General features: G+C 67.2%; 15 protein-coding genes and 1 riboswitch. Of the genes, 9 read left to right on the top strand and 6 right to left on the bottom strand.

What is annotated here, in order from left to right:
- Positions 1-37: 37 nt before the first annotated feature.
- The gene (locus tag AC5YGJ_RS17570; RefSeq protein ID WP_249843213.1) at positions 38-1,405 is read left to right on the top strand and encodes an amino acid permease; all 1,368 of its coding nucleotides are present in this window, start codon (positions 38-40) and stop codon (positions 1,403-1,405) included.
- A 186-nt stretch (positions 1,406-1,591) separates the two neighbouring features.
- Complete coding sequence (locus AC5YGJ_RS17575) at positions 1,592-2,002, top strand: VOC family protein (protein ID WP_107231196.1); 411 nt, start codon at positions 1,592-1,594, stop codon at positions 2,000-2,002.
- A gap of 92 nt (positions 2,003-2,094) precedes the next feature.
- On the opposite strand, the gene gcvP is transcribed toward AC5YGJ_RS17575, so the two are convergent.
- Positions 2,095-4,962, bottom strand: a complete 2,868-nt coding sequence (gene gcvP / locus AC5YGJ_RS17580) for an aminomethyl-transferring glycine dehydrogenase (protein ID WP_496187273.1) — start codon at positions 4,960-4,962, stop codon at positions 2,095-2,097.
- Positions 4,963-5,024: 62 nt separating this feature from the next.
- A riboswitch (glycine riboswitch) is annotated at positions 5,025-5,127 on the bottom strand.
- A gap of 300 nt (positions 5,128-5,427) precedes the next feature.
- Between gcvP and AC5YGJ_RS17585 the strand changes: the two genes are divergently transcribed.
- From AC5YGJ_RS17585 to AC5YGJ_RS17595, 3 genes are all read left to right on the top strand, one after another.
- The gene (locus AC5YGJ_RS17585) at positions 5,428-6,654 is read left to right on the top strand and encodes a multidrug effflux MFS transporter (RefSeq protein ID WP_496187274.1); all 1,227 of its coding nucleotides are present in this window, start codon (positions 5,428-5,430) and stop codon (positions 6,652-6,654) included.
- 141 nt (positions 6,655-6,795) lie between these two features.
- Positions 6,796-7,692, top strand: coding sequence for a siderophore-interacting protein (locus AC5YGJ_RS17590; RefSeq protein ID WP_496187275.1), 897 nt, complete (start codon positions 6,796-6,798; stop codon positions 7,690-7,692).
- A gap of 69 nt (positions 7,693-7,761) precedes the next feature.
- Entirely contained in the window at positions 7,762-8,154 is a 393-nt protein-coding gene (locus tag AC5YGJ_RS17595) for a hypothetical protein (protein ID WP_008265644.1), read from the top strand.
- 75 nt (positions 8,155-8,229) lie between these two features.
- Here the strand turns inward: AC5YGJ_RS17595 and AC5YGJ_RS17600 are convergent, their stop codons facing one another.
- The 4 genes from AC5YGJ_RS17600 to AC5YGJ_RS17615 all read right to left on the bottom strand — a co-directional run bounded on the left by AC5YGJ_RS17600 (position 8,230) and on the right by AC5YGJ_RS17615 (position 15,032).
- Positions 8,230-10,194, bottom strand: a complete 1,965-nt coding sequence (locus tag AC5YGJ_RS17600) for a M2 family metallopeptidase (protein WP_309339200.1) — start codon at positions 10,192-10,194, stop codon at positions 8,230-8,232.
- A gap of 591 nt (positions 10,195-10,785) precedes the next feature.
- A complete protein-coding gene (locus AC5YGJ_RS17605) occupies positions 10,786-12,435 on the bottom strand; it encodes a phosphoethanolamine transferase (protein ID WP_496187276.1) in 1,650 nt (549 codons plus the stop codon).
- Positions 12,432-13,199 carry a phosphatase PAP2 family protein gene (locus AC5YGJ_RS17610; protein WP_496187277.1) on the bottom strand — a complete coding sequence of 256 codons (768 nt, stop codon included), beginning with the start codon at positions 13,197-13,199 and terminating at the stop codon, positions 12,432-12,434. Before AC5YGJ_RS17610 ends, AC5YGJ_RS17605 begins: the two co-directional genes overlap by 4 nt.
- 111 nt (positions 13,200-13,310) lie before the next feature.
- Entirely contained in the window at positions 13,311-15,032 is a 1,722-nt protein-coding gene (locus AC5YGJ_RS17615; protein ID WP_496187282.1) for an ArnT family glycosyltransferase, read from the bottom strand.
- 113 nt (positions 15,033-15,145) lie between these two features.
- Between AC5YGJ_RS17615 and AC5YGJ_RS17620 the strand changes: the two genes are divergently transcribed.
- Together AC5YGJ_RS17620 and AC5YGJ_RS17625 are read left to right on the top strand one after the other, a co-directional pair.
- On the top strand, positions 15,146-15,859 hold the full coding sequence (locus AC5YGJ_RS17620; protein WP_496187278.1) for a response regulator transcription factor: 714 nt from the start codon (positions 15,146-15,148) through the stop codon (positions 15,857-15,859).
- The gene (locus AC5YGJ_RS17625; protein WP_496187283.1) at positions 15,846-17,132 is read left to right on the top strand and encodes a sensor histidine kinase; all 1,287 of its coding nucleotides are present in this window, start codon (positions 15,846-15,848) and stop codon (positions 17,130-17,132) included. Before AC5YGJ_RS17620 ends, AC5YGJ_RS17625 begins: the two co-directional genes overlap by 14 nt.
- Before the next feature lie 90 nt (positions 17,133-17,222).
- Here AC5YGJ_RS17625 and AC5YGJ_RS17630 read toward each other — a convergent pair whose 3' ends face one another.
- Positions 17,223-17,612, bottom strand: coding sequence for a VOC family protein (locus tag AC5YGJ_RS17630; RefSeq protein ID WP_496187284.1), 390 nt, complete (start codon positions 17,610-17,612; stop codon positions 17,223-17,225).
- 127 nt (positions 17,613-17,739) lie between these two features.
- On the opposite strand from AC5YGJ_RS17630, the gene AC5YGJ_RS17635 reads away from it, so the two are divergent.
- Positions 17,740-18,990 (top strand): DUF819 family protein, encoded by a 1,251-nt coding sequence (locus AC5YGJ_RS17635; protein WP_249843226.1) that lies wholly within the window; start codon positions 17,740-17,742, stop codon positions 18,988-18,990.
- 172 nt (positions 18,991-19,162) lie between these two features.
- Positions 19,163-20,308 (top strand): DUF3103 family protein, encoded by a 1,146-nt coding sequence (locus AC5YGJ_RS17640; RefSeq protein WP_309338192.1) that lies wholly within the window; start codon positions 19,163-19,165, stop codon positions 20,306-20,308.
- Positions 20,309-20,491: the final 183 nt, after the last annotated feature.

The following is a 20,491-nucleotide window of genomic DNA, read 5'->3' on the forward strand; positions in this document are numbered from 1 at the left end:
TAAGGTGTCGCCCCTGTAGCCGCCGCCAGCCCCGCCGATGCCCAATTCGACTCCGTCCGCTTCATCGTCCCGCCTCGGGCATTCGCTCAAGCCGCGCCAGCTGATCATGATGGGGCTGGGCAGCGCCATCGGCGCCGGCCTGTTCCTCGGCTCGGGCGTGGGTGTGCAGGCGGCCGGTCCGGCGGTATTGGTCTCCTACCTGGTCGCCGGCGCGCTGGTGATCATCGTGATGAACGCCCTGGGCGAGATGGCGGCGGCCAAACCCACCAGCGGCGCGTTCTCGGTGTATGCCGCCGATGCCATGGGCGCCACTGCGGGCGCTACCGTCGGCTGGTTGTGGTGGGTGCAGCTGGTGATCGTGATCGCCGCCGAGGCGGTGGGGGCGGCCGGGCTGCTGGCCACCGTCTGGCCGGCCATACCGGTGCCGATGGCGGCGCTGGCCTTCATGCTGTTCTTCACCGCCATCAACCTGCTCGGGGTGAAGAACTTCGGCGAGTTCGAATTCTGGTTCGCCATCCTCAAGGTGGCGGCGATCCTGGCCTTCATTGCCATCGGCGTGGCGCTGCTGATGGGCTGGCTGCCGCAGGTCACCTCACCGGGCCTGAGCAACTTCACCGAACACGGCGGTTTCGCGCCGAAGGGCCTGGCCGGTATCGGCGCGGCGCTGCTGGTGGTGGTGTTCGCCTTCGGCGGCACCGAAATCGTGGCGGTGGCGGCAGCCGAGACCGAAGATCCCGAACGCAGCATCGCCCGTGCCATCCGCACTGTGGCCTGGCGCATCCTGGTGTTCTACATCGGCTCGCTGAGCGTGATCATCGCGGTGGTGCCGTGGACCAGCGAGGCGCTGAAGTCGCCGTTCGCCGCGGTGCTGGATATCGCCCGCATCCCGGGCGCCGGTACCGCCATCACGCTGATTGCGGTGATCGCGCTGCTGTCGGCGCTCAACGCCAACCTCTACGGCGCCTCGCGGATGATGTACTCGCTGGCCCAGCGCCGCGAAGCGCCGGCGGTGCTGGGCTGGACCGATCCGCGCCAGGTGCCGGTGATCGCCGTGCTGGCCAGCGTGCTGTTCGGTTTCGCCGCCACCGTGATGGAACTGTTGTTCCCGGACCGGGTGCTGCCGGTCCTGCTCAACATCGTCGGTTCCACCTGCCTGCTGGTGTGGACGCTGTCGCTGGTCTCGCAGCTGGTGCTGCGTCGCCGTGCCGACCGCCTTGGCACCCGCCTGCCGTTCCGCATGGCCGGTTTCCCGTGGCTGACGGTGTGCGCGCTGGGCATCCTGGCGCTGATCTTCGGCCTGCTGCTGAGCGAGGCGCATACCCGCCTGCAGTTCCTGTCGATGGTGGCGCTGACGGCCACGATCGCCGCTGGCAGTGCCATCGCACGGCGCATGCGCGAGGCGTGATTGCCGTTGTAGAGCCGACCCCACGGTCGGCTGCGGTCGCCGAATTTCCTGTAGAGCCGACCCTATGGTCGGCTGCTGTTTGCGTGGTCGCCAGCCGAGCATGGGCTCGGCTCTACAGCAGGCATACATGGGCCGTGCGATGCTGATCGCGTAGGCCGTCATCGGCCCGTCGACCGGGAGTACCGCATGCTGCGCAGCCGTCCGTTCCTGATGTTCACCGGCCAGGCCGAGGCCGCTTTGGCCCTGTACGCCGAGGCCTTTGCCGATTTCCGCCTGCTGGCCCTGCAACGGCACCCGGAGGGGCCCGGTGCCGGCGTACCCGGGCAGGTGCGCCAGGCCATCTTCCTGCTCGGTGGCACCCACTACCTGTGCTTCGACAGCCTGGATGTGCACGACTTCACTTTCAGCCCGTCGATCTCGTTGTTCGTCGAGTGCTCCGGCGCCGAACAGTTCGAACGCGCCGCGCGCGTGCTGGGCGAGGGCGGGCACTGGCTGATGCCGGTGGGTGACTACGATTTCAGCAACCGCTATGGCTGGGTGCAGGACCGCTACGGCGTGTCGTGGCAGTTGAGCCTGGGACAGATGCCGGACCCGTGATCGACCTGTTGTGGGTGTGGACCTTGGTCCACACGCCCTTATGAAAACGGCCCGCTCGCGCGGGCCGTTTTCATTTCCGATGGGTCGAAGGATTACGCCTCGACTTCATCATCCTTGTAGGCATCGACCGGGATGCAGGCGCACATCACATTCTTGTCGCCGTACACGTTGTCCACGCGTGCCACCGGCGGCCAGTACTTGCTCTGCTTCAGGCTGGCCAGCGGGAAGGCGGCCAGTTCGCGCGGGTAGGCGTGGGTCCACTCGCTGGCGGTCACTGCGGTAGCAGTGTGCGGCGCGTTCTTCAGCGGGTTGTCCTCGCGGTCCAGGCGGCCGTCTTCGATCGCGCTGATTTCCTCGCGGATCTGGATCATCGCGTCGATGAAGCGGTCCAGCTCGTGCAGCGATTCGCTCTCGGTCGGCTCGACCATCAGCGTGCCGGCCACCGGGAAGCTCAGGGTCGGGGCGTGGAAGCCGAAGTCGATCAGGCGCTTGGCCACGTCTTCGGCGCCGATGCCGCTGGTCTTCTCCAGCGGGCGCACGTCCAGGATGCACTCATGCGCGACCAGGCCGTTGCGGCCGGTGTACAGGGTCTTGAAGTGCGGGGCCAGGCGCTTGGCGATGTAGTTGGCATTGAGCTGCGCGACCTGGGTGGCCTTGCGCAGGCCTTCGCTGCCCATCATGGCGATGTACATCCAGCTGATCGGCAGGATCGAGGCGCTGCCGAAGCTGGCCGCACTGACCATGCCGACCGGGCCGTTGTCGCCCAGCTTGCCCGGCAGGAACGGTGCCAGGTGCTCCTTGACCGCGCACGGGCCCACGCCCGGACCGCCGCCGCCATGCGGAATGCAGAAAGTCTTGTGCAGGTTCAGGTGCGAAACGTCCGAACCCCACTTGCCCGGCTTGGCCACGCCGACCAGGGCGTTCATGTTGGCGCCGTCGGTGTACACCTGGCCGCCGTGCTGGTGGATGATCTCGCAGATCTCGACCACTTCTTCCTCGAACACGCCGTGCGTGGACGGGTAGGTGATCATGATCGCGGCCAGACGGTCGCTGTACTTCTCGGCGTTGACGCGGATGTCTTCGACATCGACGTTGCCGTTGGCATCGGTCTTGGTGACCACCACCTTCATGCCGCACATCTGCGCCGAGGCCGGGTTGGTACCGTGCGCCGAATCGGGAATCAGGCAGATGTCGCGGTGGCCTTCGCCGCGCGAGCGGTGGTAGGCGCGGATCGCCAGCAGGCCGGCGTACTCGCCCTGCGCGCCGGAGTTCGGCTGCAGGCTGACGGCATCGTAGCCGGTGCATTCGACCAGCATCGCTTCCAGCGTATCGATCAGTTCCTTGTAGCCCAGTGCCTGGTCGGCCGGCACCAGCGGATGGATCTGCGAGAACTCCGGCCAGGTCACCGGGATCATCTCGGCGGTGGCGTTGAGCTTCATGGTGCACGAACCCAGCGGGATCATCGTGCGGTCCATCGCCAGGTCCTTGTCGGCCAGCGAACGCAGGTAGCGCAGCAGTTCGTGCTCGCTGTGGTGGGTGTTGAACACCGGGTGGGTCAGGAACGCGGACTGGCGCAGCAGGCCGGCCGGCAGTGCATCGGCGGTGCTGGCATCGAGCGCGTCGACGTCGGCCTGGGCACCGAACACCGCAGCCAGCGCAACCACGTCGGCGCGGGTGGTGGTTTCGTCCAGGCTGATGCCCACCGAGTCGCTGTCGATCGCGCGCAGGTTGTAACCGGCGGCGCGCGCCTTGGCGTGGATCTCATCGGCATGCACGCCGGTGATGTGCAGGGTGTCGAAGAAGTCGCCACCGACCTGCACGCCGGCCGTGCGCAGCGCCGCGGCCAGGATCGAGGCCAGGCGGTGGGTGCGGCGGGCGATGCGGGTCAGGCCGTCCGGGCCGTGGTAGACGGCGTACATCGAGGCCATCACCGCCAGCAGCACCTGCGCGGTGCAGATGTTGGAGGTGGCCTTCTCGCGGCGGATGTGCTGCTCGCGGGTCTGCAGGGTCAGGCGGTAGGCCGGGTTGCCCTGCGCGTCGATCGAGACGCCGATCAGGCGGCCGGGCATCGAGCGCTTGTAGGCATCGCGGCAGGCCATGAAGGCCGCATGCGGGCCACCGAAGCCGAACGGCACACCGAAACGCTGGCTGTTGCCGACCACGATGTCCGCACCCCATTCGCCCGGGGCGGCCAGCAGGGTCAGGGCCAGCAGGTCGGTGGCCACGGCCACCAGGCCGCCGCGTGCGTGCACGGCATCCACCAGCGCCTTGTAGTCGCCGACCTGGCCGAAGGTATCCGGGTACTGCAGCAGCAGGCCGAACGCTTCGGCTTCCAGGGCCTCGGCCGGGGTGCCGACGCGCAGCACGATGCCCATCGGCTCGGCGCGTGTGCGCAGCAGTTCCAGGGTCTGCGGGTGCACAGCATCGTGCACGAAGAAGGTGTCCGACTTCGACTTGGCCGAACGCTTGGCCAGGGTCATCGCTTCGGCGGCGGCGGTGGCTTCGTCCAGCAGCGAGGCGTTGGCGATCTCCATGCCGGTCAGGTCGGCGCACAGGGTCTGGAAGTTGATCAGCGCTTCCATGCGGCCCTGCGAGATTTCCGCCTGGTACGGGGTGTAGGCGGTGTACCAGGCCGGGTTTTCCAGGATGTTGCGCAGGATCACGTTCGGCGTGTGGGTACCGTAGTAGCCCTGGCCGATGAAGCTGCGCAGCACGGTGTTCTTGTCGGCGATCGCACGGATCCTGGCCAGTGCCTGCACTTCGGTCATCGACTGCGGCAGCGCCAGCGGCGCCGGCGACTTGATCTTGGCCGGCACGATGGCATCGGTCATCGCATCCAGCGACGCGTGGCCGACGACGTCGAGCATCTGCGCGATCTCGGCATCGTTGGGGCCGATGTGACGCTCGACGAACGCAGAGTGGTGCTCAAGCTCACGCAGGGAAGGGGTGTTCTGGGACATGGCGAAGGATCCGTCAGGAAAGGGCACACGCACGGGCACAAGCCGCCGGTCGGCGGTCTGCGGGGCGCCCCTCTGTCCTTTTGCCTGAGAGTTTAAAAGCGCGGCCAACCGCAGCTTCGTGCCCCTTCGGCGCCGGATCGAACCGGTCTCTCCAGAGTTGTGTTACGGGTGGTATCGGGCCTGAGCGATTACGGGCGTTGCGCCTTCGGCAGCGGTGTTCCGCTTCTCCCACCGTGTTGCCCGGCGATTATAGCCCGTTGCGGGCCCGCCGGCGGCCGCCGGTCGGTGCCGCCGGGCCTGAATGGCCGATGGCCCGGTCGTGCGTTTTGTGCAGCGCTGCATGGCATCGCGTGCAATCCCCACCTATGATGGCCGGATTCTCGTATTCATCTGGCGCCGTCCCTGCCGCAAGGGGACCGGCGCCGGCCGTGCGTGCCGCGCATGGCCCTGCCGGACACCTTTTCCATGACCGCCGCTGTTGCTCCTTCCACCCGCCGCATGGCTCTGCTGCTCGCCGGCCTGGCCATGTTCGGTCCGTTCTCGATCGACACCATCTTCCCGGCCTTCCCGCAGCTGGCCCAGCGCTTGGCGGTGGACGAGGTGGCGGTGCAGCAGACCATCAGCGTGTACCTGTTGTTCTACGGCCTGATGAGCCTGGCGCACGGCCCGCTGTCCGACGCCTGGGGGCGCAAGCGGGTGATCCTCGGTGGCCTGGTGGTGTTTGTCGGCGCCTCGGTCGGTTGCGCGCTGTCCACCGACCTGAGCACGCTGCTGGCCTTCCGCGCGCTGCAGGGCCTGTCGGCGGGCGTGGGCATGATCGTCGGTCGCGCGGTGATCCGCGACCTGTACCACGGTCATGACGCACAGCGGCTGATGAGCCAGGTGTCGATGCTGTTCGGCATCGCGCCGGCGATCGCACCGATCATCGGTGGCTGGATCCTGCTCAGCGGTGCCGGCTGGCCGCTGATCTTCTGGTTCCTGGTGGTGTTCGGGTTGGTGCTGCTGGCGGCCACCGCGCGGTTCCTGCCGGAAACCCACCCGGTCGAGGCGCGGCTGCCGCTGTCGCCGCGCGTGCTGCTGCGCGATTACGTGCGCATCGGTTTCAACCCGCGCTTCCTGCGCCTGGCGCTGGCCGGCAGCATCGGCTTCGGCGGCATCTTCCTGTACATCTCCTCGGCGCCGGTGTTCGTGATGCAGCACCTGCATCTGGGCGAGGGCGGTTTCGCGTGGCTGTTCATTCCCACCATTGGTGGCATGACCACCGGCTCGTTCCTGTCCGGGCGCATGGCCGGCCACACCACGCCGACGCGCCAGATCGCCATCGGTTTCGGCCTGTGCGCGCTGTCGGTGCTGCTCAACGTCGGCTACGTGGCGCTGGCGCCGCAGTTCGTGCTGCCGTGGGCGGTGCTGCCGATCTTCCTGGGCGGCATGGGCATGGCGTTGATCTTCCCGATCCTGGCGCTGGCGGTGCTGGACATGTACCCGCACCAGCGTGGCCTGGCCTCGTCGCTGCAGGCCTTCGTGCAGCTGATGCTCAGCACCGTGGTGGCCGGCGTGGTGTCGCCGCTGCTCAGTGCCAGCCCGCTGCACCTGGCATTGGGCCAGGCCGCGTTCTTCGCCGCCGGCTTCGTGTTCTGGTTCTGGGAACACCAGCGCGAGCGCGCGGCACAGGCGGCCTGCACGGGCCATTGAGCAGCGCGCAGGGGTAGGGCAGGCCGCGCTGCCCAGATCCCTTGCGACGGGGAACGACCGGACTAGGCTGGAGACTCCAGCCAGCCAGTGCGTGGGTGCACGACCGCCAGCCGATCCGATGTCGTCGCATGAGGTTCCCCCATGGCTGCGCAGCAGACCTACCGCCTGTTCGAGGTGGCGCTGAAGGAGCGCCGCGTTCTTTCCCCTTCCCTGGACCGCATGGTGTTCACCGGTGCCGACGTGGCGCGGATGAAGACCGAAGGCCCGGACCAGCGCATCAAGGTGTTCTTCCCCTTGCCCGGCCAGCAGGTGCCGCAGGTGCCCAGCGGCGAAGACTGGTATCCGCGCTATCGGGCCCTGCCGGACGACCAGCGCCCGCCGATGCGCACCTACACCATCCGCCAGCTGCGCGCCGAGCAGGGCGAGGTCGACGTCGATTTCGTCATTCATGGCGAGACCGGGCCGGCCTCGCGCTGGGCCATTCATGCGCGGCCAGGCGACCGCGTGGTGCTGCTGGCGCCCGATGCCGATTGCGCCGACAGCAGCGAAGGCTGGGAATGGAAGCCGCCGGCCGGTGTCGGCCAAGTGCTGCTGGTGGCCGATGAAACCGCGCTGCCGGCAGTGGCCGGCATCCTCGAGGAACTGGCCGCGCTGGCCGATCCGCCGCGCACGCTGGCGCTGCTGGAGGTCGCCCAGGCCGGCGATGCGGTGCCGCTGAAGGCGCCGGCCACGGCCGAGCTGGTCTGGTTGCCGCGTGGTCAGGCGGCCCACGGTCAGCCGCTGTTGCAGGCGGTGCAGGCGCGGCTGGCGGCGGCCTCGGCGGTGTCCGCCGATGACCAACTGGAGGAGATCGATGTCGACGCGCAGATCCTGTGGGAGCAGGCTGATGCCAGCGTCGCCGGGCCGCTGTATGCCTGGGTGGCAGGCGAGGCCGGGGCGGTGATGGCGATCCGTCGCCATCTGGTCCGCGACTGCGGCCTGGACCGTCGTGCGATCACCTTCATGGGCTATTGGCGGCACGGCAAAGTGCTGGACTGAGGGGTGTGAAGCGGCGTGGCGGGCGGGGTGCGCTATCCTTGCGCCCCCCTTTCGCAGCGGTACCGCACCATGTCCACCAGCTCCAAGACCCGCCGCGACCAACGCCGTCGCCAGGAAAAGCAGGCCGCCAACAAGGCCGCTGCGCAGGCGTCGCCGGTTGAACCGCATGCCGAACTGCGCGACGCGCAGCGCACCCTGCTGGCCGGTGTCGTGCGCCGCGACGGTGAATGGGTGCTGGGAATGGATGGGCGCATTGCCGGCCACAGCGAGAGCGCTGCGCAGGTACTGGCGCTGATCATGCAGGCCGGTGAGCTGCACGAACGCAATGGCACGCCGGTGCGCCTGATGTATTCGGACGCGTTGCGCGATGCCGCACAGGCCGAAGCCAAGGAGAAGGGCCAGACCTTCGAGGAATTCAAGGCCGAGCTGGCCGCGGCGATGGCGGCGAAGAAGAACAGCTGATCCACTTCGCGGTAGTGCCGGCCAGCGGCTGGCACTACCGGAAAGGGGCGGATCCTCGCGGATCCGCCCCTTCTTTCATTTCGCCGCCGGCGCCGCGTTGGCCTGCCAGCCGCACATCTGGCCTTCGTTCTGCTGCTTCAGCCACTCGTTGACCGGGGTGAAGTACTCGATCATCGGGCCGGCATCGAGCTTGTCGGTGCCGGTCAGTTCCTTCAGCGTGGCCTGCCACGGCTGGCTGGCACCCTTGCTCAGCATCGCCCAGTACTTCTGGCCGGCTTCCTTGTTGCCGTAGAAGGTGCACTCATGCAGCGGGCCCTTGTAGCCGGACGCGTCGCACAGGCCCTTGTAGAACTGGAACTGCAGAATGCGCGCCAGGAAGTAGCGGGTGTACGGGGTGTTGCCCGGCACGTGGTACTTCGCGCCCGGGTCGAAGAATTCTTCGCCACGGGTGCTGGCCGGGGCCACGCCCTGGTACTTGGCCTTCAGGTCCCACCAGGCCTTGTTGTAGTTGTCGGCAGTGATCGAACCGTCGAACACGCCCCAGCGCCAGCGATCGATCATCAGCCCGAACGGCAGGAACGACACGCCCGACAGCGCCATGCGCATCTGGTTGTTGATCACCGCCTCACGGCTTTCGGTCGGTGCGTCGACCAGACCGATCGAGCTGAGGTACTTGGGCGTCATCGCCAGCACGATGGTGTCGCCGATCGCTTCGTGGAAGCCATCGTTGGCACCGCCCTGGAACAGCGGCGGCAGCGGGTTGTAGGCCAGGTCGTAATAGATGTGGCCCAGCTCGTGGTAGATGGTGGTGAAGTTTTCTTCGTTCGGCTTGATGCACATCTTGGTGCGCACGTCGCCTTCCATGTTCATGTCCCAGGCGCTGGCGTGGCAGACCACGTCGCGGTCATCGGGCTTGATGAACTGGGTCTTGTCCCAGTACGACTGCGGCAGCGACGGCATGCCCAGCGACACGTAGAAGTCCTGCGCGCGCTCGGTCATCTGCTTGGCGGTACGCAGTTCGGCCTCGCGCTGCGCCTTGTACTGCGCGGCGACGTTGGCGTCCTTGCCGGCCTTGGCCAGCGCGGCACTCAAGTTGGTCTGGTACTGCTTCTCAAGTGCGGCGGTGATGTCCAGGCTGCCGGCACCCGGGTACGGTTCCAGCTGGTCCCACAGGTTCGACCAGTCCTGCTGCCACATGTTGCCGAGCAGGTGTGCGGCGATCAGGCCGTTGCCCACTTCGGCCTTGTCCTTGCCGTAGGTCTTGTCCAGCTTGCCGCGTGCGTAGCAGTGCAGCTGCTCGTACATCGGCTTGACCTGATCCCACAGGCGGTCGGTTTCCGGACCGATCTGCTCCGGCGGCATGTCGTAGCCACTGCGCCACATCTGCCCGGCATCGGTGAAGCCCATGCCCTTGGCGCCTTCGTTCACCAGGCTGACGAAGGTCTGGTAGTCGCCGCGCATGCTCTTGGTGGTGCTGTGCCAGCCCTGCCAGGCATCGAGCTGCTTGTCGTAGTCGCGGCTGCGCGCCAGCACCTGCTCCAGTTCGCCCAGCTGGCGGCAGGAGTTCGGATCGTTGGCGTCGGTGCAGTACTTGCCGGCACCGTAGCTGCCTTCCATGCGGGTGGCGATCTGGGTCAGCTGGGCCAGCTTGGCCGGGTCGCGCGGCGCCGGCATCGAGGACATCAGCTTCAGCAGGTGGATCGCCCGCTTGCTGTCCTCGCTCATCGGCTTGCCATCGAACCTGGCGGCCTGTTCGATCCAGCTGTTGAGCTGGGTCAGCGAGCGCTCGTTGGCCTTGGCCGCGATGCGTTCCGAATCACTGTTGATGTAGGTGGAGGACAGCCACTGGGCCGAGGTCATCTCCGGGTAGGCGGCCTTGAATTCGGCATTGATGCGGGCCACGAACTGGTCGGCGGTTTCGCCGGCCGGGGTGCTGCTGCTGGCGGTGTCGGTGCCTGGGCTGGGTTCCTTCTTGCAGGCGGCCAGGGCCAGCGTGGCGGCGGCGATTGCCGAGGCCAGCAGGAGATGACGGTGTTTCACGGGCGATCCTTGGGTGGTGAACGACGGCCGAAGGCTAGTGGGCAGGCGCTGCCACCGCAAGTGGCGGAAGTCGGCCGGGCCGCGCCCGGCACCCGCAGAGGCGTTCAAGCAACGGCAACGTCAACGTCAAAAGCGGTGATTCCGTGGGGTGGCGGGGCGGTGTCGGAGTGCGGGGACGCCGCAAGTACGTCCTTGTAGGCTTGGCAGCCGCATCCATGCGGCTGACACCCCGCACTCCGACACCGCCCCACCTCTGACAGATCGCGGCGGCTGTTGGTGGGTGTCGACCTTGGTCGACACATCTGTCAGGTATCGACAATCAAAATGGGGTCGGATCCGTTTTCCTCCGGAAAACGGATCCGACCCCAAGGTCATTCCAACCGCTCGCGGAAAACCGTCGAAGGCGGGGTGGGTCCGGTGGCGGGGGCGTGAGCCGCATGGATGCGGCGACCGAGCCTACAAGGACGTATTTACGGCGTCCCCCGCCACCGGACCCACCCCGCCATCCCACGGAATGCACGCTGTTGCTGCTGCCGTTGCTTCGGCCGTTGCCTCTGCAGGTGCAGGGCTGCAAGCCCTGCCGAACAACCCTCAACGCTCGCAGTTGGCGAACACGTCGCGGTCGCGTTCGTACAGCGAGGTCTTCACCTGCATCAGCCCCAGCACCGACGGGAACAGGTTGTCGTGGTCGGTATACGCCGCCGAGCGCTTGCGCACGCACTGCAGATCCAGCCCGCGACTGCTGGCGAAGCCCGGCGAGAACCACATCGTCATCGGCACCCGGGTCTGCTCGGCCGGGGCGATCGCATACGGCACACCGTGCAGGAACAGGCCCTTCTCGCCCAGCGACTCGCCGTGGTCGGACAGGTAGATCATCGCCGTGTCGTAATCCTGCATACCCTGCAGCGTGCCGATGGTCTTGGTCAGGAAGTGATCGGTATACAGCACCGCGTTGTCGTAGCTGTTGGTGATCTCTTCGCGCGAGCAGCGGCCGATGTCACGGGTGTCGCAGGTTGGCTTGAAGCGGGCGAAGGCAGCCGGGTAGCGCTCGAAATAGGCCGGGCCGTGGTTGCCCAGCTGGTGCAGCACCACCACGCGGTCACCGGGCCGGGCGCGCACCTGGGTGGCCAGATCCTGCAGCAGGATCTCGTCCATGCAACGACCGTCCGCGCACAGGCCCGGCGTGGTCGCATCGGACAGTGACTGGAAATCCAGGTTCTCGCACACGCCCTTGCAGCCGGACTGGTTGTCACGCCACAGCGGCGCGATGCCGGCGCGGTTCAGTACGTGCAGCAGCGACTGATGCGCACGGATCTTCTTCTCGTCGTAGTCGTGGCGGCCCCATGGTGAGAACAGGCACGGCAGCGAGACCTCGGTGCTGGTGCCGCATGAGTGCATGTCCGGGAAATTGATCACGCTGGCCTGGGCCAGCTCCGGGGTGGTGTTGCGGCCGCCATTGAGGCCCCAGTTCTGCGCACGCACGGTCTCGCCCATCACGATCACCAGCAGGCGCGGCTTGCTGGCCGGCGCACGCGGGGTGGCCTTGGCATCGGTGCCGATCGGCAGCTTCGGCGCGCGCTGCACCGGGTTGTCGCCACGCAGTGCGCGCGGCATGCCCAGCAGCACGTTGGCCGGCGTGGCGAGATAGCGCACTTCACGCTGGTTGCGCATCAGCGCCGAGACGTCCTGGAACGAGATCAGCGCACCCCCCAGTGCGGTTACTGCGGCCACCACCAGGAAGCCGAGGCGCCACAGCAGACTACGGCCCCAGCTGCGGCGGCGCAGCTGCACCCGCCACAGCACCGCCATCGGCAGTACCGCCAGCAGCAGCACCGGCCATACCAGCGACACGGTCATCAGCTCGCGGCTTTCCTTGGGGTCGGTCGCCAGCACATTGCGCAGCATGTCCGCATCCAGATAGATGTGGTAGCGGCTCATGTAGTGCGCAGCGAATGCGGTCACCAGCAGCAACAGACTGATCACCACCTTGGCATTCCATCGCCAGACCAGGATGCCGAGCAGCACGCCGTGCGCGCCCAGCAGCAACAGCAGCAGCGACAGCGCGTAGCGCAGGCTGCCCGGATGGCTGGCCATCGCGCTGTGCCAGAACAGGCCGTTGCCGGCCACCGCAAAGAACAGGCTGGTCAGCGCGATCAGCGCTTCGGTGGACAACTGCGGTCGCCAGTGGCGGAGGTTGGCCAGTGCAGGAAAACGCGCGGGACGTTGGACCGATGCACTCATGCGTTTGCCTCCTGGCGGTGAGGACGGTCTGGCTGACGGTGGATCAGGACGCGTTTGACGATCAGGTATAGGCCCAGCGACAGCAGCCAACATATCAACACGGTGGCAACGTCATGCGAAAGGAAATGGGCGCCCCGCAGCTGCTGGCTGATGCCGAACACCAGGCCGGTGCCCAGGCCGATCCACAGCCCGACCCAGCGCCAGGACGGCCGCCACAACAGCGCGAAGAAGTACAGGCAGAGCCAGGCGTAACCGGCACTGGCATGGCCGGCCGGGAAGCAGGCCTGTGCCTGCATGCCGGCAGGACGTGCGGTGAACAGACCGATGAAAGGCTGATGCCCGCCGTAGCGCAGCAGGTCCCAGGGGCATTCCATCGGCACCAGCGACTTCAGCAGGGAGATCACGCCGGTGCCCAGGGCCATGGCAATGACGACATAAAGCAGCGCCCAGCGCAGCGTGGGATCGCGCCCCTTCCGCCAGTGATGGAAGCACAGCAGGATCGCCACCAGTGCGGCGGCGCTGCTGAGCCACTTGCCGGCCTTGTGCACCACCGTGCGGGTGAGCCACGCATCCTGCAGCGCCCAGCGGCCCCCTTCGAGGCGGAACAGGTGATCAGCCACCCATTGGTCGCCGCCGAAACCCATCAGCAGGGTGAACACCGGCAGAGCGATCGCGACAGGCAGCCAGAGGTGAGTTACGGCAAATTTTGACGCCAGTGGCGATGTTGCAAGCGGCGCTACCGAATCAATGGGACGGACGGGCATGCTGGGCAGGGGCGGTTCGGGAATCCGCGCCCATGCTCGTCACCGGCATGTCGGAGAAGGGTCGGACACGCGTTCGCGCCGGGTTAAGGATTGCCCGGCGCGTGCCAACGTTCAGTCTTCTTCGGCGTTCGCACCGGCCCGTTCGGCGTGGCACTGCGCGTCCCAGGCCGTACCGGGAAGCAGTTGCCAACGATTCCTGTTGGCAACACCGATATCGATCACCTTGGTCGGATCCACGCAGGGGCTCATTGCCTCGTCCAGCACCAGCAGCCAGCGCTTATCAGGCGCCTTGGCCAGCCATGGGCCGGCGTCGTGCCATTGCTCGGCCCAGGGCCGCTTGAAACCGAACTCGCGTGCCGGGCGGTCGGCCTGCAGCAGGTTCTGTTCACGCCAGGCGACCAGCGCCAGCTCGGCGTCCGGGCCGATCCGCGCGCCGACCCGGCGCATCAACGCCGAGGCCGAGGCATAGGGGTCCAGCGCCGGGATCAGCACCAGGCCGTAGAGCATCCACAGCAGGCCGTGGGTCAGCAGCACCAGCGTCGCCGCACGACGCACCCGCAGCCAGACGATCAGGGTGGCCAGGGCGATGGCGAAGGTCAGCAGCCCATCGCCCAGCACCGGCAGCAGCGTGTCAGGCATCGCCCGCCGCTCCAGCTGCGCCAGCGCCCAGGGGTGCTCGGTCAACAGCATCACGCCCAGTGTGCCGGTGGCCAGCATCAGCATCACGCTGTAGCCGAACAGGTAGCGGCGTACGCACAGCCGGCGCAGCAGTCCGGGCAGCAGCGGCGCCACGGCCAACGCCATCGCCGGCAGCATCGGCAGCAGGTACACCTCGCGCTTGCCCGGGCTGGCGCTGAAGAACACCAGCACCAGCAGCGCCCAGCCCAGCAACAGCCACTGGCGGCGGTCGCCACGGCGCAGGCGGCGCCACCAGGGCCTGAACAGCATCGGCAGCAGCAGGCTGCCCGGCAGCCACAGCGTGAGGATCACCTGCAGGTAGTACCAGACCGGTTGCCGGTGATGCCAGGCGTTGGCATAACGCGTGCCGGTCTGCTTGAACAGCAGTTCATGCGCGTAGGCCTGCAGTTCGGCGCTGGGCGAGTGCAGCAGGGCCCAGCCCAGCGGCGCCAGCCACACACCTACGCCGAGCAGGAAGGCCGGGATCAGCCACAACAGGGTGGCCGGATGCGGGCCCGCCACCGTGTAGCCGCGACGGCGCTGGTACAGCCACCAGCCGAACCAGGGCAGCACCATCAGCAGCGGCAGGAAGCCCACGCCCTTGGTGACCGTGCCGAGGCCGGCGGCGAAGCCGGCCAACCACAGGGCCGGCAGGTTGCGACGCTCGCACAGGTGTCGCAACAGTCCCCACAGGGCCACGGTGGTCATGCCCACCAGCACCATGTCGATCTGCGCACGCTTGGCCATCAGCCCGAACTGCAGGGTGCAGAACAGTGCGGCCAGGGCATAGACCGCGTGTCGTGGCGACCACAGCCGGCGCGCCAGGTCCGATACCAGCCACAGGCTGAGCAGGGCGCCCAGCAGCGAGGGCAGCAGGAACGACCATTGCCAGCTGCCCACCACCTCGTAGGCGGCGGCCTGCAGCCACATGAACACCGGCGGCTTCTCCGCATACAGCTCGATGCCCCGGTGCGGCAGCAGCCATTGCCCGCTTTCGACCATGGTGCGGGCGGCCAGCACGAAACGCGGCTCGTCCGGCGGCTGCGGTTGGCGCAGGCCGATACCGGCTGCCAACGCAGCGATGATCAGCAGCCACAACAGGGGCAGGCGCCAGCGGTGGGGCAGGGCTACGGGCACGGCAGGCTCCGGGAGCAAAACGGCCACTCTGACGTGGCAGGGGTAGGAAAGGCGTCGGAACCGGCGCAGGGCGACCGCATTCCGACATGCGCAGCGCTACCATGGTACGAACTTCCGTGGATGTTTCGTGCATGCGTCTGTTGGTGATCGAGGACAACCGCCAGCTGGTGGCCAACCTGTTCGACTATTTCGAGTCGCGCGGGCATGTGCTGGACGTGGCCCCGGATGGCATCACCGGCCTGCACCTGGCCGGCAGTCATCCATACGATGCGGTGATCCTGGACTGGATGCTGCCGCGCATGGAGGGCCCGGAGGTGCTGCGACGGCTGCGCGCCGAGCATGCCTCGGAGGTGCCGGTGATCATGCTCACCGCGCGCGACGAACTGCCGGACAAGATCGCCGGTTTCCGCGCCGGCGCCGATGACTATCTGACCAAGCCGTTCGCCCTGCCGGAACTGGAAGTGCGGCTGGAGGCGCTGCTGTTGCGCGCGCAGGGCCGCAACCCGCGCAAGCGCCTGGAGGTGGGCGACCTGGTGCTGGACCTGGCAACCCTGGAAGCCCAGCGGGGCGGCCAGGTGCTGCACCTGTACCCGGCCTGCCGCAAGTTGCTGGAAGTGCTGATGCGCGCCAGCCCCGGCGCGGTCACCCGCCAGCAGCTGGAATTCGCGCTGTGGGGCGACGAGCCGCCGGACGGCGATCTGCTGCGTTCGCATGTCTACGAGCTGCGCCGCAGTGTCGACGGTCCGTTCGGCGAAAAGCTGATCCATACCCTGCCGCGGGTCGGCTATCGCCTGGCCGAGGCCACCCCCGGCACTGACGGCAAGGTCGATGATGAAGGCGCGTAAGCCGGGGCCGCTGTATCGGCGCGTGGTGTGGTGGTTGCTGGGCTACCTGGCGCTGATTTCGCTGGCCGTGTTCAGTGTCGGCAACTATGTGCACGAGCACGCCGAACACGCCGCCTGGCGCGCGCTGCTCAATTCCGAGCTGGACAGCATCGTTGAGCACGTCGAACACGAGCCGCACTACCGCTGGCAGGATTCAGACACGCTCAGCCTGTACCGCTTCGATGCAGTCAATCTGCCTGACAGCCTGCGCACGCTGCACCCGGGGCTGCATGACGGGGTGATGATCAAGGGGCGGGAGACGGCGGTGATGGTGCGCGAGACCCGGTCCATGGGCCGCGTCGGGCTGGCGCTGGACATCTCCGACTTCCATGATCTGGAGCAGTTCGCCACGCGCTGGGTGATGCTGGCCGGGGTGATCATGATCTTCGTCACCGTGCTGATGGCGTCCTTCGGCATGGAGCGCATGGTGCGCCCGTTGAGCCTGCTGGCACAGCGCATTGGTGCGCTGCGCCCGGGCGTGCAGGGGCAGCGCATCGAGGTCGATCCGCGTGGCAGTTCCGAGCTGCATACCATCGCCGATGCGCTGAACGACTATCTGGATCGCAACGAGCAGTTTGTCGAGCGCGAGCGGGTGTTCATCAGCACCGCCAGTCACGAACTGCGTACGCCGATCGCGGTGATGACCGGTGCGGCCGAGCTGGCACTGGAACAGCCGGGCCTGCCCGAGCGCGCGCGCCAGCAGGTGCAGCGGGTGCTGCGTACCGCGCAGAACGTGGAGCAGCTGATCGAGCTGCTGCTGGTGCTGGCACGTGATCCGGCGCGGCTGGCCGCACGCGCCGAGCGCATCGCGCTGGACCAGCTGCTGCCGGAGATCGTCGACGACCATCGCCACCTGCTCGGCGACAAGGACCTGAGCATCGGCATCCACGCCGCGCCGGTGGATATCGTCGCACCGCTGGCGGTGGTGCAGGCGGCCATCGGCAACCTGCTGCGCAATGCCATCGAGAACAGCGGGCGTGGCCATATCGAACTGCGGCTGAGCGCGTCGGCGGTGCTGACCCTGCAGGATCCTGGGCATGGCATGAGCCCGGAGGAGATCGCCGCGATCCACGCGCGGATGGCCCGTGGCGAGCGCGCCGACCGTGGCGGCGGCATCGGCCTGGACCTGATCGCGCGGCTGTGCGAACACCTGGGCTGGACCCTGCAGCTGGATCCCTGCGAGCCGCGCGGCACGCGCGCCACCCTCGACTTCGGTGCATCACGACCGGCCTGATCCGGCCGCCACCCCTGCCTGGAACGCTGCCCGTCGACCAAGGTCGACGCCTACCGGTAGATGGCTGGCTTGCTTGGCATGCCGAACGCGTCACCGCCCGTTGGGTCGTGCCACATGCTGGTCGATCAGGATCACATTGCCATCCGGATCGGCCAGCTGCACATACCCGGTGCCCTGGCCGTCAGGGTCGGTGCGCACCGCCAGCTCGATGCCCCGGGCATCGAGTTCGGCCTGCAGCTCACGCACGTCCTGGAACTGGGGCAGTTCCTGCTTGTGCTGGTCCCAGCCCGGGTTGAAGGTCAGAAGATTGCCTTCAAACATGCCCTGGAACAGGCCGATGACGATGCCGTTGTTGCGCATCACCAGCCAGTTCTGTGCCGGCTCGCCACCGGTCACCGAAAACCCGAGGGCTTCGTAGAAGTCACGGGAGGCCTGGAGGTCTTTGACCGAGAGACTGACCGAAAAGGCACCAAGCTGCATGGGACGGGCTCCAGGAAGGACAGCCGGCACTGCAGCATGACCCGGCGTGAAGACAATGTTAATCTCGGGATGCGCCGCTTTAAGCGGCGCTTTTTTTTCTCCGCTCTTTCGATCGACAGAGGATCCCATGCCGACCGAACCCGCTACCGCCCTGATCAGCAACGACATCGTTGGCCTGGGCCTGATTGCCGCCACCCTGGCCCTGATCTTCTGGGCCGCCAGTGGCCCGACCCCCTTGCTGAAGAAGATCTTTGCCTGGGTGCCGGCGCTGCTGCTGTGCTACTTCATCCCAGCCATCTACAACACCGCCGGTGTCATCGATGGCCACAACACCTCGCTCTACAACCCGGTTGCACGCGACGTGCTGCTGCCGGCCGCGCTGGTCCTGCTGACCCTGTCGATCGACCTCAAAGGGGTCATCAAGCTCGGCCCGAAGCTGCTGATCGTGTTCTGCGCCGGTACCGCCGGCATCATGCTCGGCGCCATTGTCTCGTTCCAGCTGATGAAGCTGATCCACCCGGAAACCGTGGCCGGTGACACCTGGGCCGGCATGGCCGCATTGGCCGGCAGCTGGATCGGGGGTGGCGCCAACATGGTCGCGATGCGCGAAGTGTTCGGTACCGATGCGACCACCTTCGGCCAGTTCGCCGTGGTCGATGTGGCCTGCGCCAGCCTGTGGATGGCGATCCTGCTGTTCCTGGCCAACCGCGCGCAGCAGATCGATACCCGCAACGGGGCCGACACCCGTGCCATCGACGAGATGAAGGCGCGCATCAGTGCCTACGAGGCGCAGAACGCACGCATCCCCAGCATGACCGACCTGATGGTGATCGTCGGCGTGGCCCTGGGCGGTGTCGGTCTGGCGCATGCGATCGCCGCGCCGCTGTCGGGCTGGTTCAAGGCCAACATCAGCTGGGCCAGCCAGTTCAGCCTGGACAGCCAGTTCGTGTGGGTGATCCTGCTGTCCACCGCGATGGGCCTGGGCCTGAGCTTCACCCGCGCGCGCCGGCTGGAAGCGGCCGGTGCCTCGCGGCTGGGCACGGTGTTCCTGTACTTCCTGATCGCCTGCATCGGCATGCAGATGAATCTGTTGTCGCTGCTGGATCGGCCGTGGCTGTTCCTGCTCGGTGCGATCTGGATGGCCACCCACGTGCTGGTGCTGTGGATCGTCGCCAAGCTGCTGCGTGCGCCGCTGTTCTTCTTCGCGATCGGTTCGCAGGGCAACATCGGTGCGGCGGCGTCGGCACCGGTGGTGGCGGCGGCGTTCCATCCGACGCTGGCGCCGGTGGGCGTACTGCTCGGCACAGTGGGCTATGCCACCGGCACCGGGCTGGCCTATGTCACCGGCCTGATCCTGAAGTGGATGGCCGGCGCCTGAGGCCGTCGCCTTCGCGGAAACGCAGTCCGTGTAGAGCCGAGCCCACGCTCGGCTCTTTTTTTTGCCGGCCGCAGGTGGAACTGTGCGGTACATACCGGATCGTATGGTTTCCGCGTCGTAGCGTAGGCAGCTCCTGTCGCTCATCCGCAGCGACGTTGGCCTGGGGGCTGGGATGAGGCAACAACCATTGATTCGAGGGGCTGCACTGCTGGCACTGCTGCTGGTCAGCGCGGCTGCGGCTGCACAGGGCGGTGTCGCCGCGCGGGCTGACCAGGTGCAGGCCGTGACCGAGGCCAGTGCGCGCGAGGTGGCGCTGCTGATCGCGCAGCCGGGCTTCGCCGAAGCCGTGCAACGCACGCTGGCAGCATCGCCCGGGCACGAGGTGGCGCTGGAGGCGGTGATCGAGCGCTTCGACCCGGGGGCGCGTACCCGGGCCAGTGCTGCCCTGGCCAGCAACGATCAACGGCTGCGCCAGGCCAAGGGCCTGCCGGAGCAGGGCGAGGGCCTGCTGCAGCTGCGTGCCTACGTACCTGAAGGCCAATCATTGGCCGATCCCGCTCCGCGCCAGTTGTGGGTGGCCAGCCTGCCGCGCGGTGATGACCGCCACTGGACCACGTTGACGGCCTACGACGCCCAGGGCCGCGCGCATGTGCTGGATGCGAAGCATGCGCCCTCATTCCCGGTGCTGATCGTCGATGTCGATACCCGTCGTTCGGTGCGCGAGGGCATGGCGCTGGTCAACGCCGGGTTGCGTGCACGCGGCCTGCAGTCGCCCGAGCGGATCCAGCTTTCGGCCGATGGCGCGCGTGCGTCGCTGGATATCACCCGTCTGGACCGCATTCGACTGGCCGATGACCAGGAGCCGTGGGCATTGGGTGCGGCCGAGGTGTTCGCGGTGGTGTCCGGACTACAGATCGGCAAGGCCGAACCGGAGATGGCCACCGTCGACATGCCCTACCTGGACTACGACAAGACCGATTACACCCCGCAGCAGGCGCTGATCCTGTGGGGCAACTACCGCTTCAACGCTGCCAATGTTCAGCTGTTCGAGGATGACGGTGACACCAACTATCAGGACCTGCTGGTGGCGCTGAGCAATGGTGTGAAGGCGGCACTGGGCGCGTTCGCACCGGAGTACGCGGTCATCGCCGATATCGCCGGTGCGATTCTGAAGGCGATGCCGACGTCGTGGTTCTCCAATGACATTGATTACGTGGACAGCTTCTATCTGGTGCAGCGCGGCCAGGCGTACACCGATCGCATGGGCGCGGCGAACAACGCCAGGGTCACGCTGACGCCGATCACACTGGTGGAGTAGGTCAGCAGGGCTTGCAGCCCTGAACCTTCAGAGGCCGAAGCCAAAGCCGAAGCAAGATCAGAGCGGCATTCCGCGGGATGGCGGGGTGGGTCCAGTTGCGGGGGCGGCGCAAGTACGTCCATGTAGCCTCGGTCGCCGCATCCATGCGGCTCACGCCCCCGCAACCGGACCCACCCCGCCTTC

The sequence above is a fragment of the Stenotrophomonas sp. CS3K5 genome, from assembly GCF_059515225.1.